General features: G+C 54.3%; 19 protein-coding genes. 16 read left to right on the top strand and 3 right to left on the bottom strand.

Going from position 1 to position 23,293, the window contains the following annotated elements; translation table 11 throughout:
- Positions 1–30: 30 nt before the first annotated feature.
- Positions 31–792 carry a septal ring lytic transglycosylase RlpA family protein gene (locus GSUB_RS10550; RefSeq protein ID WP_052464856.1) on the top strand — a complete coding sequence of 254 codons (762 nt, stop codon included), beginning with the start codon at positions 31–33 and terminating at the stop codon, positions 790–792.
- 61 nt (positions 793–853) lie between these two features.
- Here GSUB_RS10550 and tgt read toward each other — a convergent pair whose 3' ends face one another.
- A complete protein-coding gene (gene tgt / locus GSUB_RS10545) occupies positions 854–1,969 on the bottom strand; it encodes a tRNA guanosine(34) transglycosylase Tgt (RefSeq protein ID WP_318025914.1) in 1,116 nt (371 codons plus the stop codon).
- A 162-nt stretch (positions 1,970–2,131) separates the two neighbouring features.
- Between tgt and cas6 the strand changes: the two genes are divergently transcribed.
- The 3 genes from cas6 to ftsH all read left to right on the top strand — a co-directional run bounded on the left by cas6 (position 2,132) and on the right by ftsH (position 5,470).
- Positions 2,132–3,070 (top strand): CRISPR system precrRNA processing endoribonuclease RAMP protein Cas6, encoded by a 939-nt coding sequence (cas6, locus tag GSUB_RS10540; protein ID WP_040200726.1) that lies wholly within the window; start codon positions 2,132–2,134, stop codon positions 3,068–3,070.
- Positions 3,071–3,166: 96 nt separating this feature from the next.
- The gene (locus tag GSUB_RS10535; RefSeq protein WP_040200725.1) at positions 3,167–3,478 is read left to right on the top strand and encodes a zf-TFIIB domain-containing protein; all 312 of its coding nucleotides are present in this window, start codon (positions 3,167–3,169) and stop codon (positions 3,476–3,478) included.
- A gap of 132 nt (positions 3,479–3,610) precedes the next feature.
- A complete protein-coding gene (gene ftsH / locus GSUB_RS10530; RefSeq protein WP_040200723.1) occupies positions 3,611–5,470 on the top strand; it encodes an ATP-dependent zinc metalloprotease FtsH in 1,860 nt (619 codons plus the stop codon).
- A gap of 327 nt (positions 5,471–5,797) precedes the next feature.
- Here the strand turns inward: ftsH and GSUB_RS10525 are convergent, their stop codons facing one another.
- Together GSUB_RS10525 and eno are read right to left on the bottom strand one after the other, a co-directional pair.
- The gene (locus tag GSUB_RS10525) at positions 5,798–6,781 is read right to left on the bottom strand and encodes a beta-ketoacyl-ACP synthase III (protein WP_040200721.1); all 984 of its coding nucleotides are present in this window, start codon (positions 6,779–6,781) and stop codon (positions 5,798–5,800) included.
- Between the two features lie 193 nt (positions 6,782–6,974).
- A complete protein-coding gene (gene eno / locus GSUB_RS10520) occupies positions 6,975–8,264 on the bottom strand; it encodes a phosphopyruvate hydratase (RefSeq protein WP_040200719.1) in 1,290 nt (429 codons plus the stop codon).
- Positions 8,265–8,603: 339 nt separating this feature from the next.
- Between eno and GSUB_RS10515 the strand changes: the two genes are divergently transcribed.
- From GSUB_RS10515 to GSUB_RS10460, 12 genes are all read left to right on the top strand, one after another.
- Positions 8,604–9,584, top strand: a complete 981-nt coding sequence (locus tag GSUB_RS10515) for a PhoH family protein (protein WP_040200718.1) — start codon at positions 8,604–8,606, stop codon at positions 9,582–9,584.
- A 16-nt stretch (positions 9,585–9,600) separates the two neighbouring features.
- Complete coding sequence (locus GSUB_RS10510) at positions 9,601–11,982, top strand: HD family phosphohydrolase (protein ID WP_084211948.1); 2,382 nt, start codon at positions 9,601–9,603, stop codon at positions 11,980–11,982.
- Entirely contained in the window at positions 11,882–12,334 is a 453-nt protein-coding gene (ybeY, locus tag GSUB_RS10505; RefSeq protein ID WP_040200717.1) for an rRNA maturation RNase YbeY, read from the top strand. The genes GSUB_RS10510 and ybeY overlap by 101 nt, the downstream gene beginning before the upstream one ends.
- Positions 12,318–13,052 (top strand): diacylglycerol kinase, encoded by a 735-nt coding sequence (locus GSUB_RS10500; RefSeq protein WP_052464855.1) that lies wholly within the window; start codon positions 12,318–12,320, stop codon positions 13,050–13,052. The genes ybeY and GSUB_RS10500 overlap by 17 nt, the downstream gene beginning before the upstream one ends.
- A 72-nt stretch (positions 13,053–13,124) precedes the next feature.
- Positions 13,125–14,006 (top strand): hemolysin family protein, encoded by an 882-nt coding sequence (locus GSUB_RS10495; protein WP_318025913.1) that lies wholly within the window; start codon positions 13,125–13,127, stop codon positions 14,004–14,006.
- On the top strand, positions 14,006–15,556 hold the full coding sequence (gene lnt, locus GSUB_RS10490; RefSeq protein ID WP_084211946.1) for an apolipoprotein N-acyltransferase: 1,551 nt from the start codon (positions 14,006–14,008) through the stop codon (positions 15,554–15,556). Before GSUB_RS10495 ends, lnt begins: the two co-directional genes overlap by 1 nt.
- Positions 15,557–15,651: 95 nt before the next feature.
- A protein-coding gene (gene prfB / locus GSUB_RS10485) for a peptide chain release factor 2 (protein WP_200890138.1) occupies positions 15,652–16,747 on the top strand; the annotation gives its coding sequence in 2 pieces (ribosomal slippage) (positions 15,652–15,720 and positions 15,722–16,747; 1,095 coding nt in all).
- A 124-nt stretch (positions 16,748–16,871) separates the two neighbouring features.
- The gene (gene lysS, locus GSUB_RS10480; RefSeq protein WP_040200716.1) at positions 16,872–18,353 is read left to right on the top strand and encodes a lysine--tRNA ligase; all 1,482 of its coding nucleotides are present in this window, start codon (positions 16,872–16,874) and stop codon (positions 18,351–18,353) included.
- Between the two features lie 64 nt (positions 18,354–18,417).
- Positions 18,418–19,668 carry a lipoprotein-releasing ABC transporter permease subunit gene (locus tag GSUB_RS10475; protein ID WP_040200715.1) on the top strand — a complete coding sequence of 417 codons (1,251 nt, stop codon included), beginning with the start codon at positions 18,418–18,420 and terminating at the stop codon, positions 19,666–19,668.
- Positions 19,669–19,684: 16 nt separating this feature from the next.
- A complete protein-coding gene (locus GSUB_RS10470) occupies positions 19,685–20,368 on the top strand; it encodes an ABC transporter ATP-binding protein (protein WP_235269781.1) in 684 nt (227 codons plus the stop codon).
- 117 nt (positions 20,369–20,485) lie between these two features.
- Positions 20,486–22,735 carry an outer membrane protein assembly factor BamA gene (gene bamA / locus GSUB_RS10465; protein WP_040202387.1) on the top strand — a complete coding sequence of 750 codons (2,250 nt, stop codon included), beginning with the start codon at positions 20,486–20,488 and terminating at the stop codon, positions 22,733–22,735.
- 36 nt (positions 22,736–22,771) lie between these two features.
- Positions 22,772–23,287 carry an OmpH/Skp family outer membrane protein gene (locus tag GSUB_RS10460; protein ID WP_040200712.1) on the top strand — a complete coding sequence of 172 codons (516 nt, stop codon included), beginning with the start codon at positions 22,772–22,774 and terminating at the stop codon, positions 23,285–23,287.
- Positions 23,288–23,293 lie beyond the last annotated feature (6 nt).

Raw genomic sequence — 23,293 nt, 5'->3', positions numbered from 1 at the left:
AGTTTTATGAGAAATAGTCTCTGTACATCAATGAAGTGGTGTTGGCTGATCTCGCTGGTCGTGATGCTTGCGGGCTGTGCTTCCGGTTTCATGGAGGAGCCGCCCCGCAGCCGGGTGATCGAGACGCCGCAGAACCAGAAACTCAAAGGATGGCAGAAGCCTTACGAAGTTTTTGGGCAGCGCTATCACCCTTTGCTGGACCATGAAGGTTTTGTTGAAGACGGACTCGCCAGTTGGTACGGCAGGGATTTTCACGGCAAAAAAACCAGCAATGGCGAGGTCTACAACATGCACGACATGACCGCTGCGCATAAAACGCTCCCGCTGGGTATTTTTGTTCGTGTCACCAACAAGAGCAATGGCCGCGAGACGATTGTGCGGCTCAACGATCGTGGCCCCTTCGTGAAGGGGCGCATCATCGATCTTTCTTATTCGGCGGCCAAAGAGCTTGGAGTTGTGGGGCCGGGAACCGCACCTGTGCGTGTGGAAGCTTTGGGATACCGACAGACAGGGCCTGACGGTGAAGTCAGTTATCGTGCGCCGTCCTCCTACGATGTGGGAAGCTATACGGTGCAGATCGGCGCTTTTACCGTGCTCGAAAACGCCGAGCGGCTTGCAGCGCAGATGCGGGACCGCGAGGGGCATTCGGCGATCGAACGCGGTTATGTGGAGAATCAGTTGTTCTACAGGGTCCGCGCGGGAAAATACACGTCACTTGAATCCGCCGAAAATGCGGCTCAGAAATTCACCCTTCAGGGCTTTCCCAGCAGTTTTGTCGTCGCAACCAATTAACACAGAAGCCCCCGGAAAAACCGGGGGCTTCTGTAATGAATCCTGCAGTTGATCGACTGATTCAGGATTTTCCCTGGGAATTGTATTCGGCAAGAAACTCCCGCTTGAATTCAGCGAATGTCCCTTGCTCGATGGCATCGCGGGCTCCCGCAACCATGTTGAGATAAAACCTCACATTGTGAATTGCGGCAAGAGTCGCCGATAGAATTTCGTTTGCATTGTAAAGATGATGCAGGTAGGCACGACTGAAATTGCGGCAGCAGTAACAGTCGCAGGCCGGGTCCACCGGAAAGAAATCTCTGCGGTATCGGCGGTGTGTCAGGCGCAGCCGCCCATGGCTGGTGAACAGTGTCGCGCTGCGGGCATAGCGGGTGGGAATAACGCAATCAAACATATCCATGCCGCGTTCGATACTTTCAAGAATATCTTCGGGCAGGCCCACGCCCATGAGATAGCGTGGTTTGTTCTCCGGTAGAAACGGCTCAGTATAATCCACCACCTTCTTGAGAAGCTCAAGACCTTCACCGACGCTGACTCCCCCCACCGCGTAGCCTGGGAAATCCATATCAACCAGGGCCTTTGCGCAGTCGCGGCGCAGGTCCTCGAATGTGCTGCCCTGTACAATGCCGAACAGCGCCTGGTCCGGGCGCGCATGGCTCTTCATGCAGATTTCGGCCCATCGCAGTGTTTTTTTGATTGACTGGGCCGCATAGGCATGAGTGGAGGGATAGGGGATGCACTCATCAAAGGCCATTGCGATGTCGGCTCCCAACTCGTTCTGGATGCGGGTTGCCTCCGCGGGCCCAAGAAAGATTTCCTGGCCGCTGATTTCGTGACGGAAATAGACGCCATCTTCGGCAATCTTCTTTTTGGGTAGGGAGAAAACCTGGAATCCGCCGCTATCTGTCAGAATCGGCTTATCCCAGCTCATGAACTTGTGCAGGCCTCCGGCCTTGCTGATCAACCCTTCACCGGGACGCAGGTGCAGGTGATAGGTGTTGCTCAAAATGATCTGCGCCCCGGTTTCTTCGACCTGAGCGGGCGACATGGCCTTGAGCGCTGCGTGGGTGCCGACCGGCATGAAAATAGGCGTTTCAATGGTGCCGTGCGGGGTGGTGACTCGTCCGCGCCGTGCCCGTGTGGTCGGGTCTTTTTTTATCAGGTCGAATTTCAGCATGGCTATCGATTTTCTCCGGCGAATGTAATCAGGTATGCTGTGGGTAAAAGTTGGTTTTCATCAGGAAATCCTGGACGCACACAACTGAGTCGGCATCATCCATATCGGGTCGACACCTTAGCAGATACCTGATTTAAAGGCAATTTGAAGGATTCATTTTCAATGATTGAATATCCCGAGGCGATTTTTCATCTTGAATTTGTTTGTGCCCGATTCGTGTTCGAATTTCAGGAATCTATGGACCTTGACCTGGAGCGGATGCTTCGTTTGCGCCGGGATTTACGTGCCACGGCTCGGCAGGTTCTTGATGAAGCAGTCGATGGTCAGGATGCCTTTGCCGATCTTTTTGAACCACCCTTAGCCACAGATCCAGTGGCGCTGAAAAGATTTCAACGCCCCGGCCCTGCTTTTGTCCTTCAACCAGACCCCCTGCAGTGTCGACTGCTCGATTGCGGCGACCCCATGGATCTGCGGGTTGTTTTCTGGGGAAAGGGTTTGACGCGCATGTCTCATTTTGCGCGCGTCTTGCAGGCGTTGGGGCATAAAGGTCTGCACAATGGTGAAGGGTGTTTTGAACTCGTAGAAATCTTTGCCGAAAATGCTGCGAACGAGGACGTTGAACTCTGGAATTTCGGGCAACCGCTCGATATGCTGACGCCGCCATTAATCCCCCTTTCCTGGTGGCTTGACCGAAAAATCGACGATGACCACTCACTTCTCCTGGAGTTTGTCACTCCCGCGCGTCTTATTTCGCACGGCAGACCTTTGTTCACACCTGCTTTCGATCAAATTTTCCCGTTTGTTCTGCGTCGCGTCTCATCTATGATTTATGCCCAGTTTGGCGTTGAGATCGTGGATGATCCTCGACGTTATAAAGAAATTTCGCGCACCCAGATCCATGAAATACAGAATTCCCTGACCTGGCGTGATTGGCGCACTCTTGAGGGTTCCGTTGCCCATCAGGATCTTGGCGGGGTGAGCGGGACTCTTGAGATCGCAGGGGAGGGCCTGCGGGACATCGCCTGGCTGTTGCGGGTCGGAGCGCTGATGAATCTTGGCAAGGGGGCATCTTTCGGTGCCGGTTTCTACCGAATCTCATAAGGATTTCGGCGATCTGCGGTTGCGAACACCTCGTCCTCGGGTATACTCGAAGCAAAGAAAAGGTTATAACTTCGTTTCCTCGATGAGGTGATTCTTATGACTGATCTCTGGGAAGAAAGAAAAAAGGCGCTGGAAAATCTTTACTTCCGCAAGTTGGAAGAGGAGAAGATTTCACAGTTGCGCGAGGTTTCGAAAGAACGGTTGATCCGGGAGTGCTGCCACGATCGGTGCCCCAAATGTGGCGAGCCATTGCAGAAACTTGTATTTCGGGATGTCCCGATGGATCAATGCCCCGATTGCGGCGGGGTCTGGCTCGGGCCGAAAGATCTGCAGCTTCTCGCCGAAAAAGATCACCGAACCTGGTTCGAGCGCTGGTTTCAGGCAGAGGAAGACCGCAGAGCCGGCTGAGTTGCTGTTGATGAGCTGGTGACGCCGACATCTTAATTATGCACCCCTGTCGAACCTGTTGGATTGGCAGGGGTTTTCTTGTGCAGGGGCTTTGGGACCCGATCTGTTTGAATTTCCAGAAGCGGAGATGTCATGAATAAAAATCTCTGGAGACAATTTATCATTCTTTTTCTGCTGCTGGCGGCATTCAATGTACTCTATGTCGCGAATCAGCCTGCTCCCCAGGGATCTCTGGAGATCAGCTACAGTCGTTTCAAGAAGGCTTTGCAACAGGATAATGTATCTGAGGTCACTATTCAGGGCGATAAGCTGACCGGGAATTTTAAGGAACCCGTCGCAGAACCCCGGCAAGATGCGCTTGGGGGAAATGAAACTGTTCAGCCATTTGAGTCCTTCCGTACAACCCTTCCTCCTATCGATGATCCTGAACTGATGGCTCTGCTGGAAAATTCCGGCGTGGAGGTCTCCGCCAAGCCTCCTGCCAAAGATCCGTTCTGGGTCAATGCGCTTCTGTACATGCTGCCGTGGATCCTTATCTTTGGTGTCTGGTGGTTTGTGTTGCGCAGCATGCGCGGCAAAGGCGGTCCCGGCGGTTTTATGGGCAATATCTCCAAATCCGGAGCAAAGCTTTATACCCGCGAGGAATCAAAAGTAACCTTCAATGACGTGGCCGGACTTGAAGAGGCCAAACAGGATCTGCGCGAAATTGTTGATTTCCTGCGTGAACCAGGCAAGTTTCAACGGATCGGCGGCAAGGTGCCGCGCGGCATTCTTCTGGTCGGCCCCCCGGGAACAGGAAAAACGCTCATGGCGCGAGCCGTTGCGGGGGAGGCCGGCGTCCCCTTTTTTTCCATCTCAGCCTCTCAATTTATTGAAATGTTTGTCGGGGTGGGAGCCAGCAGGGTGCGGGACCTGTTTACCAATGCCAAGAAAAATGCGCCGAGCATCATTTTTATTGATGAGCTTGATGCGGTGGGTCGCTCCCGCGGTACAGGGTTGGGGGGCGGCAGCGACGAGCGCGAACAGACCCTCAACCAGCTGTTGTCTGAAATGGATGGGTTCGAACCCCACAGCGAGGTGATCGTACTGGCCGCCACAAATCGTCCCGATGTACTGGACACGGCATTGCAGAGGCCAGGCCGTTTCGACCGTCAGGTTGTCGTTGACCGACCTGATTGGCGGGCGCGTATGGAGATCCTCAAAGTTCACACCCGTCATGTTCCCCTGGCGGATGATGTTGACTTCGAAGTGCTGGCGCGCGGAACTCCTGGCATGTGCGGAGCCGACCTGGAAAGCCTGGTCAATGAAGCCGCCTTGATTGCCGCCCGCGAGGATGCAGAGCGCGTCACCATGAAACATCTTGAAGATGCAAAGGATCGCGTGCTGATGGGTGCAGAGCGCAAACTGATGCTCACGGAGCAGGAAAAGAAGATCACCGCCTACCATGAAGCCGGTCACACGCTTGTGGCGCGCTTTTCGCCGGGAGCGGACCCGGTCCACAAGGTGTCGATCATTCCGCGCGGGCAGGCCCTTGGTGTGACCCAGCAGCTTCCGCAGAACGATCGCTATCACTATCCGCGTTCATATCTTGAAACCCGCCTTGCGGTCAGTCTTGGCGGCAGGGCGGCCGAAAAGTCCATCTTTGGAGAAGTGTCCACCGGGGCACAGAATGATTTGAAGCAGGTGACTGAACTCGCGGAGAAAATGGTGTGCCAATGGGGGATGAGTGAACGGATCGGCCCGGTGTTCTTCAGTCGCGGCGAAGAGCACCCATTCCTTGGGAGAAAGCTTGCTACGGAGAAAACCTTCAGTGAAAGAATGGCGTGGCTGATCGACCGCGAAATCGAAAATATCATCAAAGAGGCAGAAGTCAAGGCGGATAAAATCATCAAGGAGAAACATAATCTTCTCGAAGAATTGGCTCAGGTGCTGCTTGAGGAGGAAACCATTGATGAGAAGAGGATTGACGCGATTATCCAACCAGAAGAATGATCAAGATCAAAAAATCCCATAAATCAAATAACATTGTTTTGAAAAATGGTTGTCAATAGAAATGGTAAAAATTAACACCTTGACATAACCTGGCCTTATGGTTATAACATTGTTCTAAAGGGAATATACAGAAAAGGAGGCGTCATGGAATCGAAAACTCGGACATCTTATTTCGCGGTACAGGTCTTTATCATTGTCGCCAGCTGCATCGGATTCGGTGCCCTGATCCTCAATTTCGTCGGCTGATCGGATTGTAAAAAATCTCTCGGTCTTTCCTCTCTTGCATCGCCCACCTCCTGGTGGGCTTTTTTTTGCGGAATAGCCTGTCTACAGCCTCACCAGTCCTGCCGCCCAGGTAAAGCCTGCTCCAAACGTCACCATAGCAGCGACATCGCCTTTCTTTAACTTTCCATTCCGCCGGGCCTCGTCAAGCGCAATGGGGATCGATGCGGCCGAGGTGTTGCCGAAACGGTCGACGTTGATATAGATGTGGTCTTCGTCGATGCCGACTTTTTTGCCGACCGCCTGAATGATTCGCAGATTGGCCTGGTGGGGGATGAGCAGGTCAACATCCTCAATGCCCATTCCGGCTTTCTCAAGAACCTTGGCGAGGGCGTCGGTCATGGTGGTCACCGCATGGCGGAAAACCTCGCGTCCCTCCATCTGGATGGCATGGAGATGGAGATTATCGGGCGTAGGCGGGTTTATGCTGCCGCATCCCGGGTTAATCAGCAGGTGGTGGTAGCGACCGTCCGAGGCCATGTGGGTGGCGAGAATGCCGGAGGCATCCCGGGCAGGGCCAACAACCACCGCTCCAGCGCCGTCGCCGAAAAGTGTGCAGGTGTTGCGGTCGGTCCAATCCACCATGCTGGTAAGAACCTCCCCTCCAATCACCAGGGCGTTGTGGTGTTTTCCTGTTGCAATAAGACTGTCGGCCAGGCTCAGACCGTAGAGGAAGCCGGAGCAGGCGGCTGAGAGGTCAAAAGCGGCAGCGTGCTCGATGCCGAGGTTTTGCTGAATAAGGCAGGCGGTCGCCGGGAACTTGTAGTCGCCGGTCACAGTGCCGAGGATAATCAGGTCGATGTCCTGGGGATCGAGGCCTGCATCTTCAAGTGCTTGTTTTGCCGCTTCAGTGGCATACTGCGAAATGCCGGTTCCCTGGGGGGCGATGTGGCGTTGTCGAATTCCGGTACGTTCGACGATCCATTGATCGGAGGTGTCGACCATTTTTTCCAGATCGCTATTGGTCAATATGCGTTCGGGGACAGCGTGTCCTGTGCCAAGAATCATGGAATGGAGAGGTGCATTCATAAACAAGGCTCCCGGTGGAAAAGCGTTTATCTTTATTTTTTTTCAGAGTGTTGTCTGGGAAGGTGTTGCGAAATTACCATATATAAGCGCCCGCGCCCAATTAAAAAATGTTCGGTGTTTTCAGAGCGGCAATAGAAAAAGGCCCGCAAGAGTCTCATTGCTCCTGCGGGCCTGATACCTTCAAAATCAATTCTTATTTGCGGATATTGTAGAAAACGTCGCGCCCGCCGAAAATACAGACGCCCTCAAGTTCGTCTTCGATGCGCAGCAGTTGATTGTATTTGCAGATGCGGTCGGTTCGGCACAGGGAGCCAGTTTTGATCTGCCCTGCGTTGGTGGCGACGGCCAGGTCGGCGATCGTGGTATCTTCCGTTTCGCCTGAACGATGGGAGATGACCGCAGTGTAGCCGGCACGCTTGGCCATCTCGATGGCATCAAGGGTTTCGGTCAGTGTGCCGATCTGGTTGACTTTGATCAGAATCGAATTGGCGATGCCCTTCTCGATTCCTTCCCGCAGAATGTCGGTGTTGGTGACGAACAGGTCGTCGCCGACGATCTGAATTTTGTCGCCCAGGCGCTCCGTCATCAGTTTCCAGCCGTCCCAGTCATTCTCGGCCATGCCGTCTTCAATGGAGATGATCGGGTAGCGATCGACCAGGTCTTCGTAGAAGTCGACAAGCTCTTTGGCTGATTTCACGGGCTGCTTTTCGTTCTCGAGGTGGTAGCTTCCATCCTTGAAGAGCTCGGAAGAGGCAACGTCAAGGGCGAGCACCACTTCATCGCCAGGCTTGTAGCCGGCATCCTTGATCGCTTCGATGATGACTTCCAGTGCCTCCTCGTTGCTCTTGAGGTCGGGTGCGAATCCGCCCTCGTCGCCGACGGCGGTATTGTATCCTTTGCTCTTGAGGACTTTCTTCAGGGCGTGGAAGATTTCGGCCCCCATGCGCAGGGCTTCCTTGAAAGAGTCCGCGCCTACCGGCATGATCATGAATTCCTGGATATCGACGTTATTGTCGGCGTGAGCTCCACCGTTGAGGATGTTCATCATCGGCAGGGGCAGTTCCTTGGCATTGGAGCCCCCCAGATACTGATAGAGGGGCAGGGCTGATTCTTCGGCAGCAGCTTTCGCGCAGGCCAGCGAAACGCCAAGGATGGCATTGGCGCCGAGCTTACTTTTGTCGTTGGTGCCGTCGAGTTCAATCAGCTTGCGGTCGATGCCGACCTGATCCGATCCCTCCCAGCCGAGCAGGGCTTCAGCGATGACTTCGTTGACATTTTCAACGGCTTTCAGGACACCCTTGCCGAGATAGCGGCTTTTGTCTCCATCGCGCAGCTCAAGCGCTTCACGCTCACCGGTTGAAGCGCCGCTGGGAACATCCGCACGCCCCATGGCTCCACTCTCAAGGTAAACCTCGACTTCAACGGTCGGGTTGCCTCTGGAATCAAGAATTTCGCGGGCATAAATATCCTGGATTTCGCTCATTTTGATCTTTCCCCCTTGTGTGAATTGATCGGTTGATCCTGTCGTGGCAAAGTCGCTGCACTGGCAAGCGGAAAGCAGTCAGTGCCGCGGCTGTATTTTTAAAGCCAAGGCGATCTTCTGCTTGAATGCCGTCAAAGATTGCTGAACTTTGTAAGCCCGGCATTTATAGCAATTTTCGTCGTTTAAGCAAAGAGTTCTTTTGCACGGTTTCCGCCCGCGGCGGTAGGACGTAAAAGAATTTGATTTTTTTGCGGTGGTGGTGCTAGTGTTTCTTCTTTGAAGAACGGATAGAAAATCCAAGCCCGGCGCGGCATGTCCGCTCAGGGTTTATAACGAGGGATGTCTTTGAGCGGAGACGATATTCAGGACAGGTTCCTTATAGAAGATCGGAACCTGGCTGCCGACCTGTTCGGCCAGCAGAACCGAAATCTGAAGCAGATCGAACGGATTCTGAAAATCCGGATTGGATCGCGGGGCAGTGAAGTTCACCTGCAGGGAGATCCGGTGCAGGTTGCGCTGGCCAAGCGTCTGCTGGAGGAACTGCTGGACCTCATGCGCGAGGGCTATCCCGTCTATCCGACGGATATCGACTATGCGGTGCGCATTCTCAGTGCCGATTCGGGGACGCATCTCAAAAACATCTTTCTCGACACGGTTTTTGTCTCTTTCCGCAAAAAAGTCATCTCACCAAAAAGTCTGACGCAGAAAGCCTACATCGATGCCATGCGCAACAATGATGTAGTCTTCGGCATCGGGCCTGCCGGAACAGGAAAAACCTACCTTGCCATGGCGATGGCCCTGGCCTTTCTGCTCAAAAAGGAAGTCAGCCGCATTGTGCTGGTACGCCCTGCCGTTGAGGCGGGGGAGCGTCTCGGGTTTCTCCCCGGAGACCTGGTTGAAAAGGTGAACCCTTACCTGCGCCCGCTGTATGATGCCCTGTATGATATGATGGGTTTTGAAAAGGGGCAGGCTCTTATTGAAAAGGGCGTGGTCGAAGTTGCGCCTCTTGCGTTCATGCGTGGGCGCACGCTTAACGATGCCTTTGTCATTCTGGATGAGGCTCAGAACACTACACCCGAACAGATGAAAATGTTTTTGACCCGCCTTGGCTTTGGCAGTCGCGCCGTTGTTACCGGCGATGTGACTCAGACCGACCTGCCCACGGGAAAAGTGTCGGGATTGCTGGAAGCGGTCAGGGTGCTGCAAAAGATCGAGCGCATTGCATTCAATCATTTTACGGATGCGGATGTGGTACGCCACCCCATTGTGCAGTCGATCGTGCAGGCCTATGAAAAGGCCGCGGCCTCCGCAGAGTCATGAGGCAGATATCTAATTTATGACTAAAAACGGTAAAAAAACCACGGATTTATCCGCTGCGAAAAAGAATACTTTTTATTTTTTTCGCATTCCGATTGTACTGACCGAGGCGCAGCAGAACCGGATTCTCCTGCTTTTTCTCTGCCTGGTTCTTACTGTCATCATTGTGCCCAAAGGTGGTTTCGTCCCCGATTATTACAGCCCCGGTGATGTGGCTTCCCGGGACGTCAAAGCGCCGCGCAATATGATGATCCCGGATGAGGCACTGACCGAGAAAAAGCGTCAGGAGGCACGGGAGGCCGTGCGGCCAGTCTATGATTTCGACGCTGAGGTCACGGCGGAACTCGGCGACCGTCTGATTCAGGCGCTGAGGATCATCGACCCCCTGGCAGAGGGCGAAGAACCTGATCCCGAAATCAGGCAGACGCTGGAAGATGCTCTCGATGCGGGGATCTCTGATGAGGAATTCAGTGTCCTGAGTCGTCTGCCGGTTTCCGATGATCTTCTGCACGACATTCGGCAGGTGCTCAATTTTTCCTCTGTCCCCATGATTGTCGCCAATCGCAAGGTGTTTCTCAACGACGCCGAAAAAGGCGTTGTTGTGCGTGATCTCAGAAGTCAGCAGGAAAATACTGTCGGCCGCAGCGACGAGGTCATCGGTATGGGAGATGCGCAGGAGATGCTGCGGGCGCGGCTCGATTCGGTCGAAGCGCTGTCAAAAAGAGAGCGTGAAGTCCTCTTTGCCCTGACTCAGCGCCTTCTGCGTCCCAACCTTACGTTTAACAAGGAAGAAACCGAATCACGTAAAACTGCGGCAATGGCCTCGGTGACGCCGGTCTTTTTTCAGGTGAAAAAAGGCGAAATGATCGTTCGCGAAGGCGAGCGGGTCAATGAGGAGCAGATCAAGAAACTGCGTGCCATGCGTGATATCGGCAGCGATTACAGTGTATTGACCATGGGGTTCGGGCTTTTCCTGGCGACCCTGATCCTGGTGCTTGTCGGGCACCGTTTTGCCACGCGCAATATCCGCAAATACCGTCCCAATGGACGTGACTTGCTTTTTATCAGCCTGACCTTTACCGGGCTTTTCATACTGATCAAGCTCTCCATTTTTGTTTCGACCGCCCTCGAAAGTGCCTTCCCCTATATTGAATCCACCAGTTATTACTATGCGTTCCCCTTTGCTGTCGGGGCGATGCTGGTGCGGCTGGTGCTCAATTCCGAGATCGCCTTTGTCTTTGCGGCGTTAAGTTCGGTCCTGATCGGCGTGCTTTTCGGCAACAGCCTGGTCATTTCAGGTTTTGCCCTGGTCAGCAGCGTGACCGGCGCTCACTGGGTTCGTCACTGCAAGACCCGGTCGACCCTTTATCGCGCCGGTATGTGGATTTCGCTGGTCAATGTGGGGACGGTGGTGGCCATTCATTTCATGGCCGGCCGCATGGTGGATATCCACCTGCTGCACAAGATGGGGTTTGCGCTGGCCGGCGGTATCGTGTGCGCAATTATCGTCAATGGCACGATCCCTCTGATCGAGTCAGTCTTTAAATATACGACCGATATCAAACTGTTGGAACTGGCCAATATGAATGCTCCAGTGCTGCGCGAGCTGATGGTGCAGGCACCTGGAACCTATCATCATTCCATTATCGTTGGCAATCTGGCCGAGGCGGCTGCTGAAGAAATCAACGCCAATCCTCTGTTGGCGAGGGTCGCTGCGTATTACCATGACATCGGGAAAATCAGAAAGCCGCTTTATTTTATTGAAAATACGGGGAATTCAGCAAACAAGCACGATAAGCTCGCCCCTTCCATGAGCGCACTTATCCTTATGGCGCATGTCAAGGACGGGGTTGAGATTGCCCGTGAAAACAAGCTCGGAGAGCAACTGGTTGACATCATCCGGCAGCATCACGGGACCGCCTTGATCAAGTTTTTCTACGACAAGGCCAAAAGCAAGGAAGACCCCGGTGTTCAGCAGGTCGACGAGCGCGACTACCGCTATCCAGGGCCGAGACCGCAGTCCCGCGAGGCGGCTCTGATCATGCTGGCTGATGCGGTTGAAGCGGCCAGCCGAACCCTGACCGAGCCGACCCCTGCGCGCATCCAGGGGATGGTGCAGAAAATCATCAACAACATTTTTATCGACGGCCAACTCAATGAGTGTGAGCTGACCCTAAAGGACCTGAACAATATCGCCAAAAGCTTTAATCGCATTCTGGCGGGTATTTTTCACCATCGAGTCGATTATCCCGAGCCGGCCTACAAAGAGCGGGACAAGGACGGCGGAAAGAAGAAAGTCATTGAGGATACAAATCGAGAACCTGCAAAGGAAACAAAGGATCGAGAAGCGGACCCTCCGAAAGGTGGCGCAGAAGATCTTAAACGCCTTGGAATGTCCTAAGGGCGAAGTGTCGATTCTGGTGGTCGACGATGATCGGATCCAGGAGATCAACCGCGACTACCTGGGCAAGGATCGGCCGACCAACGTGATTTCCTTTGCCATGCAGGAAGGGGAGGCAGGCGACGTCTCCCCGCTGTTGCTGGGTGACGTGGTGATCTCTGCCGAGACTGCCGCACGTGATGCCGCTGAGGCTGGACAACCCTTTGTCGGCGAACTTTATTTTCTGCTGCTGCATGGCATGCTTCACCTTGTGGGCTATGACCATGAGCGTGGCACCGCGGAGCAGGCCCGTTTGATGGAAGCCCGCGAACGGGAGATTTTTTCGGAAATTGAACGTGAATTCCTCTCCTGACCCAGAAAATCCAAAAGATTTCAAGCCACCCAATTGGTACCAAAGCGTCAATTGTGCGATCGAGGGCATCCTCTGGGCGGTCAAGACCCAGCGCCACATGAAGATTCACATGATTGCTGCGCTGGCGCTGCTGGTTCTGGGCCTGGTGCTGCGGGTCAGTGCCCTGGAATTCATTTTTCTGACGCTGGCGGCGATTTTCGTTCTGTTTGCCGAGTTGTTCAATACCGCTATCGAGGTCGTTGTCGACATGGTCTCGCCCGATTACCACCCCCTGGCGCGTACCATCAAGGATGTGGCCGCCGGGGCGGTCCTGATGGCCAGCGTTGGGGCGGTGCTGCTGGGATACCTGGCTCTTTCGGGTTATTTTATTCCGCATCTGGACAAATCCCTTGCGATATTGCGTCCACCCCCGGGGCTGGTTGCCGTGGTGGCCATCCTGGTGGTTGTGATTCTGGTGGTTCTGCTGAAATCATTGACCGGACGCGGAACCCCTCTGTGCGGCGGAATGCCCAGCGGGCACAGTGCCGTGGCATTCAGTATCGCGACCTGTGTATCGCTCAGCGGAGTGGGCGCGGTTTATATCCTCTTGTCACTGCTTCTGGCGATTATGGTCAGTCATAGCCGTCTGTTGATGAATATTCACACTCTGTTCGAGGTGCTGGCCGGTGCAACGCTTGGCGTTGTCACCACTTTGCTGATTTTTCTGGTTTTCAGGTGAAAGCCCCAGGGGTGGTTTTGCAAAAAAGAATCCTTGGGGCTGCAATTTCAACTGGAAAGGGAGATAAGAACGTTGGAAGATGACAGTAGCGGCAATCAGCCCATCGTCAAACTAAACGGCAAGACAGGTTTTCGTTCACTGCTGGAGCGCCTTTTTCGCGGACGCCGTCGGGCGTTGACGGAAGAGGAACTGCAGGAAATCATTGAGGAATCTGAAGAAGACGGGATTATCAACGAAGGAGAAGGGGAAATGCTTCATTCCATCTTCGAATTCGGTGATACCCTGGTCCGTGAAATCATGGTGCCCCGTACCGACATGGTCTGCTGTGCAAGTTCCGCCGATATCTGTGAGGTGCTTGAAGCCATTATCGAGAGCGGGCATTCGCGCATCCCTATCTATGAAGGCTCGCCGGACAACATTGTCGGCATTGTATATGCCAAGGATCTCCTGCGCTATTGGGGTCGGAATGCAAGCGATATCGAGGTTACGCAGGTCATGCGGACGCCTCTGTTTATCCCCGAAACCAAAAATATCCAGGAACTTCTTCAGGATTTCAGGACGCAGCGCATTCACCTGGCTATTGCAGTTGATGAATACGGCGGCACCTCCGGATTGATCACCATCGAGGATCTGATCGAAGAGATCGTCGGCGATATTCAGGACGAGTACGATCTTGAGGAGGAATGGCTCCAGGCTCAGCCCGACGGGAGCGTCATGGTTGACAGCCGTTTGAATATCGAGGATTTCGAGGATTATTTTGCCACGCATGTTGAGCGCGAAAAGTTTGATACCGTCGCCGGCTATGTCTTTAACCTTCTGGGGCGTGTCCCGCGGGAAGGGGAGCAGGTCCGGGACGGCGACCTGCTGCTGACTGTAGAAGAATGTGACCACCAGAAGATCCGCAAGATCAGAGTCGACCGGGTTCCTTCTGATGCGGATGCCTCGACCTCCTGATGATTCCTGCCACCCTTTCATCTCTCAAGTTCTGGGCCTGCGTCGCCTCGGGACTGCTCATGGCGCTGGCCTTTCCCCGCCCTGGCTTGGCGGAACTGGCCTGGATCGGCCTGCTGCCTCTGCTGTGGGTGGGCAGAGAGCGCCCTTTCCGTTCCGGATTTATTGCCGGCCTCGTTTTTTTTGCGGTGGTTCTCTACTGGCTCAATATTGTTATGACCACCTATGGTGGGCTGCATCCGCTGCTTTCGGTTGCGGCTTACCTGATGCTGGTCGTTTATCTCGCTGTTTACTGGGGCGCGGCCTTATGGGCGGCGGTCCATATCGGCCGACGTTTCAACCTGTCGCTGATCCTTGTCCTGCCGGTTTCCTGGATTGCTTTTGAATTTCTGCGTTCTTTTCTGCTGAGCGGTTTTCCCTGGGCGACCCTGGGATATACGCAGCACGAGCGCTTGCTGCTCCTGCAATCCGTCGATCTGTTCGGGGTCTACGGTCTGAGCTTCCTGCTGATCATGGCTAATGCGGTGGGGCTTGAAATCCTTAGAAGCCGGAAGGGGGAACGAAGGTTCCCCGTGTTCGGCACCTCCGTTCTGCTACTGCTGTTGGCTGCGGCGTTGGGCTATGGCGGGATGCGGCTCAATGGCGCAGAGACCGAAGGTTCTTCGCTGACGGTCAACCTGATTCAGGGTAATATCGATCAGGGGGTCAAGTGGAACCCTGAATACCAGCAACATACCGTCAATACCTACCGCGATCTGAGTTTGCAGGCGGCAGGTGATCGCCCTGCCGATCTGACGGTCTGGCCGGAGAGCGCAACGCCTTTTTATTTTCAGGAAAGCAGCGTTTTAAGCCGGCAGGTCAGAAGGGTACCGCAACTCATTGACGGATACCTGCTTTTCGGCAGTCCGGCGTACGAACAGGTCAACCAGGAATATCGCTATCTCAACAGTGCATTTCTGCTTTCGTCTGGGGGGGAGATTCTCGGACGCAGCGACAAAGTTCACCTGGTCCCCTTTGGTGAATACGTTCCGCTCAAGACTTTTTTGCCGTTCATCGATAAATTGGTGGTAGGTATCGGCGATTTTTCGCCCGGGACTGTGACAACCCTGTCGACGAATGGGGCGTCTATAGGGGTTCTGGTTTGTTTTGAAGGGATATTTCCCGAACTGGCCCGCGATTTCGTACGCCAGGGAAGCGATCTGCTGGTCAATATCACCAACGACGCCTGGTTCGGACGTTCGTCCGCTCCCTATCAGCATCTGGCTATGACCCGGTTCCGCGCAGTCGAAAATCGTATCTGGACCGCAAGGGCCGCCAATACAGGCATTTCAGCCTTTATCTCACCACGTGGTGAAATACTGGAGGCCACCCCGATTTTTGAGCCGGCGGTCTCCTCCGCGCAGGTCCGGTTGGGGGCGGGGTTCAGTCTGTACCGCTCCTGGGGCGATATTCTGCCCATTGCCTGTGGAGTTTTCATCCTCTGGTGCCTGGTACGCCTGTGGCGAAAACCGGCTGCTGCGAATTCTTGCGGAGCGCAAAGCAACTCGTTATAATCGCTCGTTCCCTTGATCTTTAATCTGCATGGCCGGTGAGCGGTTGTCATCACCCGCCATAAGTTTTATTTGAGTGGAAAGAAAGGATTAACCATATGTTTCGTGAAGAACAAGAGGCGCTGAACGCCATCGAAGAAAAAGCCCGCGAACTCTGGAGGTATCTTTGACGTTGTTGCCAAGAAAGAGCGGATTGCCGAGCTTGAAGCTGAAATAGCCGACCCTGATTTCTGGAATGACTCGGACAAGGCGCAGGAAAAACTCCGTGAGCGCACCAATCTGCAGAAACCAGTTGAAGCGATCGAGGCTCTGACGCAGCAGATTGAAGACCTCAAGGTGCTCATCGAACTGGGTGAAGAGTCCGATGACGAGGACACGCGGCGGGAGGTCAGCGAAGCCCTGCCGGCTATGGAGCGCGAGCTGCGCAAGCTCGAGATGGCGCGTATGCTCAGCGGCCCTCACGATCATCGCAATGCCATTTTCAGCATCAATGCCGGGGCCGGCGGCACCGAGGCGCAGGATTGGGCTGATATGCTGCTGCGCATGTATCTCCGGTTCTGCGAGCGCAAGGGGTGGAAAACCGAGATCACCGATTATCAGGATGGGGAAGAAGCCGGGATCAAGGGCGCGACCTTCACCGTCGAGGGTGATTATGCCTATGGTTTCCTGCGCGCCGAGATGGGAATCCACCGCCTTGTGCGCATCTCGCCGTTTGATTCCAATGCGCGCCGCCATACCTCTTTCTCATCGATATTCGTTTTCCCGGAACTCGATGATGATGTTGAGATCGAGATCAATGAAAAGGATCTCAAGGTCGACACTTATCGCGCCAGCGGCGCCGGTGGGCAGCACGTCAACAAGACCGACTCCGCTATCAGAATCACTCATATCCCCAGCGGAATTATCGTCGCCTGCCAGAATGAGCGCTCCCAGCATAAGAATCGCGCCATGGCAATGAAGCAACTCAAAGCGCGCTTGTTTGAGATGGAGATGCGTAAAAAGGAAGAGGAAGCCTCCGACATCGCCGGCGAGAAGAAGGAGATCGGATGGGGAAGTCAGATCCGTTCGTATGTGCTGCATCCCTATCGCATGGTCAAGGACCATCGCACCAATTTCGAAATGGGCAATACGGATGCCGTTCTTGACGGCGACCTGGAAGGCTTTATCGAAGCCTTTCTCCTGAGCCGCAGCTGATCGGGGTTCGCCGGAGTTACTGAAAATCCGGGCTAGGGGAAAAACCCTGATTTATCCTTGACTTGATCTGCCGGCAGGGCTAATGTACGCCTCTTGGACAAAGGCTTGAAAGGTATTGGAATCAATGGAAGAACTCAACGATATACTGCTGCAGAGACGCGAAAAGTTAAACGAACTGCGTGAAGGGGGGCACAACCCATTCGCCAATGATTTTCCCGTTTCTCATGGCACAATGGACGTGCGCGATGCGCATGCCGATGATGATACCGAGGCGCTGGAGGGGTGCGAGACCCGCTACCGTATCGCCGGCCGCATTATGGCACGGCGTGATTTCGGCAAGGCTGCGTTTATCCAGCTGCAGGACCGCGGCGGCCGCCTGCAGGTTTATGTGGCACGCGACAAGGTCGGCGAGGATGCTTTCGAGGTGTTTCGCAAGCTCGACCTCGGTGATGTGGTTGGTGTCGCCGGCCACCCTTTTCGCACTAAAACCGGTGAATTGAGCCTGCGCGCTGAAGAAATCCGCCTCCTGACCAAATCCCTGCGCCCGCTGCCGGAAAAGTGGCATGGCCTGACCGACGTGGAGACGCGTTACCGTCAGCGCTATCTCGACCTGATGGTCAACCCCGAGGTGCGTGACGTGTTTCTCAAGCGCAGCCGCATCATTGGTCTGATTCGTGATTTTATGCGCGAGCGCGGGTTTCTCGAGGTGGAAACCCCGATGATGCAGCCGGTGGCCGGCGGAGCAACCGCCCGGCCTTTCAAAACCTACCATAATACCCTCAAGATGGATCTGTTCCTGCGCATCGCTCCCGAGCTTTATCTGAAACGGCTCGTGGTGGGCGGCCTGGAGCGTGTGTTTGAAATCAATCGCAATTTCCGCAACGAGGGGATCTCCATTCAGCACAATCCCGAATTCACCATGATGGAGTTCTATCAGGCCTACGCTACTTACGAGGACCTGATGGATTTCACCGAGGAGCTCATCTGCGCCGTTGCCTCCGATGTCTGCGGGACGCTGAACCTGACTTACGGCGGAAAAGAAGTCGATCTGTCTCCGCCCTGGAAGCGGCTGACCTTCAAGCAATCCATTGTGGAATACGGCAAGGTTTCGGAGGACGTTCTTGAAGACAGGACGCGGGCCCTGGAATATGCGCGTTCCCTCGGTCTTGACCTTGATTCCCGGATGGGGCTCGGCAAGATCCTGACGGAAATCTTCGACGAGGTGGTTGAGCCTCATCTCTGGCATCCCACCTTCATCACGCAGTATCCGACGGAAGTTTCGCCGCTGTCGCGAAAGAATGATTCAGATCCCGAGGTGGTGGATCGCTTCGAGCTCTTCATCGTCGGACGTGAACTGGCCAATGCGTTTAACGAGCTCAATGACCCATTGGATCAGAGAGCGCGTTTCGAGCAGCAGTTGGCTGAAAAGGAAGCCGGCGACGAAGAAGCGCACGCCATGGATGACGACTATGTGCGTGCCCTGGAGTTCGGCTTGCCCCCCACCGCAGGGGAGGGAATCGGGATCGACCGCCTGGTCATGCTTCTGACCGACTCGGCTTCCATCCGTGATGTCATCCTTTTTCCCCAGTTGAGACCGGAAAAATAATTTTCGTTCGCCAATTCCAGAGGGGCCGCTTTGTGTGTGCGGCCCCTCGTAATTAAAGGATCTCATGTCCTACGAACTGTTCGTCAGCCTGCGGTACCTGCGGGCTAAGCGCAAGCAGACCTTTATCTCCGTCATCTCTTTTATCTCCATCGGCGGAGTGACGCTCGGGGTTGCCGCCCTGATTGTCGTACTCGCGGTCATGACCGGTTTTCATGACGGTGTGCGCCAGCAGATTCTCGGCAATCTTCCCAATATCCTGGTTCAGAAGTATGGCGAGCCCCTCTCCGAGTACACGGATATTGCTGAGCGCATCGAAAAAACACCAGGCGTCTCTGCCGTAACTCCCTTTATCGCGCGCGAAGCGATGCTGCTTTCAGGCGGGAATGTGGCTGCCGTGCAGGTCAAAGGGGTTGAGTCGGGCAACAAGGCTTTCGACCAGGACGCCTTGACCGTCGGCGGGCAGGATCTGGAGACGCTTCTTTTCGAGGCGCCGGACACCAAGCCCGGAATCGTGATCAGCCTTGATTCGGCAACCACACTGGGTGTGGCGGTAGGCGATACCATCAACGTTATCCCGCCCATGTTTACCCTGACGCCTTTCGGCATGGTTCCTAAAATGAAGCCTTTCCAGGTTGTCGGTATTATCCGGCAGCAGGGCAGTCTGGTGGATACCTATTATGCCTACATCGGCCTAGCCACCGCACAGAAGTTTTTCGAGCTGGAGGAGCAGGTCACGGGCATCGAGGTCGATGTCGCGAATTTTGACCACACCGCCCAGGTCGTTTCAACCTTGCGCGATGAATTCGCTTTTCCCTTTACGGTCCGGTCCTGGCAGGACATGTTCGGGTCTTTTCTTTCCGCCCTGAAATTGGAAAAGCTGGGTCTTTTCATCGTGCTTGGCATCATCGTTCTGGTTGCCGCCTTCAATATCGCCACGACCCTGATCATGGTGGTTATGGAGAAGCACAAGGATATTGCGATCCTGCGTTCAATGGGGGCGACCTCCCGCAGCATCATGAAAATTTTTGTTTTTGAGGGCGCCATTATCGGCACTCTTGGGACATCTCTGGGGACAGGTCTCGGCTTGCTGATCGCCGTTAACGCTGATCCCATCATCAAAAAGATCGAAAGTCTTTTTGGCCTCAAGATTTTCGACCAGACCGTTTATGGCATGGATACTTTTCCGTCCGTTGTCAATACGGGCGATGTGGTGTCGGTTGTGATTGTGGCCATGGCGATTTCGTTGTTGGCGACGATCTATCCGGCATGGCACGCCTCCCGTATGGATCCGGCCGAGGCGCTGCGCTATGAGTAGGTCGGAGGAGAAAGGCTTGCCGCTGATTGACGCCCAGGGGGTAAAAAAAACATTCAACACTCCCCATGGTGCGGTGGAGGTTCTCAGGGGGGTCGATTTAAGAATCGATAGCGGCGAGCGTGTGGCCATTATCGGCTATTCCGGCGCGGGCAAGACGACCCTGATGCACATTCTGGGCGCTCTTGACCGCCCTGATTCAGGACAGGTTCTGTTTGAGGGCCGCGATATTTTTTCCCTCCGGGGTGGAGCCCTGGATGAGTTTCGCAATCGCACCGTCGGGTTCGTCTTTCAGTTCCATCAGCTTCTCCCCGAGTTCAACGCCCTGGAGAATGTGATGATGCCATCTCTCGTGGCGCGCTGTGACCGACGGGAGGCTGAAAAAAACGCCCGTGAACTTCTGCAGGATGTGGGATTGGGCCACCGGCTGCTGCACAAGCCTGGAGAACTCTCCGGCGGCGAGCAGCAGCGCGTGGCCATTGCCCGTGCTTTATCGCGCTCTCCTCGCCTGCTGTTGGCAGATGAGCCGACCGGCAATCTTGACAGCAAGACAAGCGACGAGATTTATCTGCTCCTCGAACGCCTGCATCGTGATCGCGGGTTGACCATGGTGGTTGTGACCCACAGTCATTCACTGGCCGCGCGCATGGATCGCATGGTTCATATGGAGGACGGCCTTCTGGTGACTCCGCAGCAGGGATGATCGTCGCGTTCAGCCGCCCTCGTGGGAGGCAACCGGCGGAAAAATCAGTTTACACCCCAAGGGGGGTTCCTTATAATGAAACGCTTTATAATCAGCCTTCCCGGAGTGCTTTTTCCCATGACAATTCAGAGCATGTCTGCTCGAATTCTTCTTTTCTGCCTGATCTTTTTCGGGGCGTCGTCCGTTTCTGGAGCCGCCCTGACCTTCGAGGATGTTCTTGTTGAAGGATTGCAGCGTGTCGAGGAGCGCGCGGTGCGTTCTGTCATTCAGGCGCGCCCCGGCCAGCCCCTGACCCTTGAAGATATCGATCGCGATATCCGCAATATTTTTTCTTTAGGGCGTTTCAGGGATGTGACCGCTCTGACGGGAAAGGGGTCTGACGGATCCATCCTTATTTATCACGTCGAAGAGCGCCCCCTGGTGCGTGAGGTCCGTTTCACCGGTGGCAAAGAGTTTAAAGACGACAAGCTGCGTGAGCTGGCGACCGTGCGTGTCCCCGATCTCTATGATCCTGAAAAGATCGAAAAAAGCGTTGAAGCTATTCGTCAGGCCTACCGTGATGAGGGGTTCCATGCCGCACGCATTGAAACCGACGTTGAGATCGATGATCAGAATGAGGCCACCGTCATTTTCTCCATTGACGAAGGAGACAAGATTCTGGTCTCTGAAATCAACTTTGCGGGTAATGAGGTTTTTACCGATAAAGAACTGCGGAAATTCATGCAGACTCGTGAAAAATGGTTCCTGTCCTGGCTGACCGGCCGCGGTACCTATAATCACGATATGCTCAAGAACGACCTCGAATTGATTGCCGACGAATATTTTAACCGGGGCTACGTGCAGGTCAAAGTTCTGGAGCCTGTCATCACATTCAACGATGACAAGAGCACCATGTCCGTATTGATTGAAATTGAAGAAGGGGTCCAATTCCGCGTCGGCAACCTGGGGGTTGAAGGGGATCTTCTTGAATCCCCGCAGGAGCTTCTCAAAAACACCAAGCTGCAGGAAGGTGAAGTCTTCAGCCGTAAGACGCTTCGCGAGGATGTTTTTGCTCTCAATGACCTCTACGCCGATCGCGGCTACGCCTATGTCAATGTTGCACCGCTGACCCGCCTGGACCATCAGGAAAGGCTGATACACATTACCTTCGATATTGAAAAAGGGGCGATGGTCCATATCAATCGTATCCAGATCAGCGGAAACTCCAAAACCCGCGACAAAGTCATCCGCCGCGAAATGAAGTTGATCGAGGGGGATCTTTACAGCGCCACCAACCTCAAGGAAAGCCGCCGGCGCATCAACAACCTCGGTTATTTCGAAGAGGTCAACGTCTCCACTGCCCAAACCGACGAAGAAGAGTTAATGGATATCGACGTCGACGTCAAGGAGCGCGGCACTGGCACGTTCAGCATCGGCTTCGGGTATTCATCCGTGGATGGGCTTATTGGTCAGGGTTCACTGCAGCAGGACAATTTCCTCGGGCGCGGCCTCAGGCTCGATCTCGCTGCCGCATTGGGAGGCAAGACCACAACCTACCGCTTTGGTGTGACGGACCCCTATTTCCTCGACAAGGATCTGACCCTCGGGTTCGATCTGTATAAAACAGACCGCGAGTGGCCCGATTTCAGCGAGGAAACTACGGGCGGCAATCTTAAATTCGGCTTCCCGCTCTCAGATGACCTCAGGGCTTATTTCCTTTATCGTTATGAGCAAAAAGAAATTACCGACGTTGACCCCGGGGTTTCCCGATACATTCTCGAGCAGGAGGGAGAATCGACTCTCTCTGCCGTGACGGCCATGCTGCGTCGAGACACTACGGATTACCGACTTGATCCCACCATGGGATCTCAGTCGGAAGCCTCCATCGAATTTGCCGGCATTGGCGGCACCGAAAAATTCACCAAGTACATTCTTGATCACCGCCACTTTTTTCCATTCAAGTGGGGGACTTACTTTTCGGTGCATGGCCAGGTTGGCTATATCAAGGCCTGGGGAGGGGAGGATGTCCCCATTGATGAACGCTTTTTCCTCGGCGGCATCAACAGTCTGCGCGGCTTTAAATCGCGCCATGTCGGCCCCATGGATGGGGACGATTATATCGGCGGGGTGAAGGAGGCCTATTTCAACTTTGAATATATCTTCCCGTTAGCCAAGGATATGGGCCTTAAGGGAGTGGTTTTCTTCGATACGGGTAATGCCTGGGGAGATGGAGAATCCTATTTCTCGGATATGCGTTATAATGTGGGGGCCGGAATCCGCTGGTTCAGCCCGATGGGGCCTCTGCGACTGGAGTTGGGGTACAATCCCGACCCGCGCGAAGACGAGGACACCACCGAATGGCAATTTTCCATTGGTCGATTTTTCTAGGATTTATAAGCACATACACAAAAAGGAGTGGTGCTCATGAAACGAATTGTAGCTTTGACCGTCACAATGCTTCTGCTGGCCGTGCTGCCTGCGGTGGCGCAAACTGCTAAACTTGGATATGTGGATCTGCAGAAAGCTCTCAACATGAGTTCTGCGGGGCAGTCTGCAAAAGCGCAGATCGGGGAGAGGGTCAAGGAGTATGAAGGCGAAGTCCAGAGGCGCCAGGCCGATCTCAAGAAGATGAAGGAAGAACTCGAAAAGCAGGCCGTTCTTCTCTCCGAAGAGGCGCGAGGCAAAAAAGAGCGTGACTATCAGCAGAAACTCAAGGAATTCCAGCGCTTCACAAAGGACATCCAGGAAGAACTTCAGCAAAAGGATGCAGATGCGACCCGCCGCATCCTGGAGGAACTTTTCGGGGTGATCAAGAAATATGGCGAAAATAACGATTTCACCATGATTTTTGAAAAAACGGAAAGTTCCGTTCTTTATGCCGACGACCAGGTTGATCTGACCGAAGACATCATCAAGGCTTACGACGCTCAGAGCAGATAGGAGTAA

The sequence above is a fragment of the Geoalkalibacter subterraneus genome, from assembly GCF_000827125.1.
In the GTDB taxonomy this organism is placed as follows: Bacteria; Desulfobacterota; Desulfuromonadia; order Desulfuromonadales; family Geoalkalibacteraceae; genus Geoalkalibacter_A; species Geoalkalibacter_A subterraneus.
This window is presented reverse-complemented; position numbering and strand designations above follow the sequence as displayed.

Bases quoted from the DNA above. Each gene is read 5' to 3' on its own strand.
- GSUB_RS10550 (WP_052464856.1), top strand. From the start codon at position 31: ATGAAGTGGTGTTGGCTGATCTCGCTGGTCGTGATGCTTGCGGGCTGT.
- tgt (WP_318025914.1), bottom strand. From the start codon at position 1,969: ATGCTGAAATTCGACCTGATAAAAAAAGACCCGACCACACGGGCACGG.
- cas6 (WP_040200726.1), top strand. From the start codon at position 2,132: ATGATTGAATATCCCGAGGCGATTTTTCATCTTGAATTTGTTTGTGCC.
- GSUB_RS10535 (WP_040200725.1), top strand. From the start codon at position 3,167: ATGACTGATCTCTGGGAAGAAAGAAAAAAGGCGCTGGAAAATCTTTAC.
- ftsH (WP_040200723.1), top strand. From the start codon at position 3,611: ATGAATAAAAATCTCTGGAGACAATTTATCATTCTTTTTCTGCTGCTG.
- GSUB_RS10525 (WP_040200721.1), bottom strand. From the start codon at position 6,781: ATGAATGCACCTCTCCATTCCATGATTCTTGGCACAGGACACGCTGTC.
- eno (WP_040200719.1), bottom strand. From the start codon at position 8,264: ATGAGCGAAATCCAGGATATTTATGCCCGCGAAATTCTTGATTCCAGA.
- GSUB_RS10515 (WP_040200718.1), top strand. From the start codon at position 8,604: ATGTCTTTGAGCGGAGACGATATTCAGGACAGGTTCCTTATAGAAGAT.
- GSUB_RS10510 (WP_084211948.1), top strand. From the start codon at position 9,601: ATGACTAAAAACGGTAAAAAAACCACGGATTTATCCGCTGCGAAAAAG.
- lnt (WP_084211946.1), top strand. From the start codon at position 14,006: ATGATTCCTGCCACCCTTTCATCTCTCAAGTTCTGGGCCTGCGTCGCC.
- lysS (WP_040200716.1), top strand. From the start codon at position 16,872: ATGGAAGAACTCAACGATATACTGCTGCAGAGACGCGAAAAGTTAAAC.
- GSUB_RS10475 (WP_040200715.1), top strand. From the start codon at position 18,418: ATGTCCTACGAACTGTTCGTCAGCCTGCGGTACCTGCGGGCTAAGCGC.
- bamA (WP_040202387.1), top strand. From the start codon at position 20,486: ATGACAATTCAGAGCATGTCTGCTCGAATTCTTCTTTTCTGCCTGATC.
- GSUB_RS10460 (WP_040200712.1), top strand. From the start codon at position 22,772: ATGAAACGAATTGTAGCTTTGACCGTCACAATGCTTCTGCTGGCCGTG.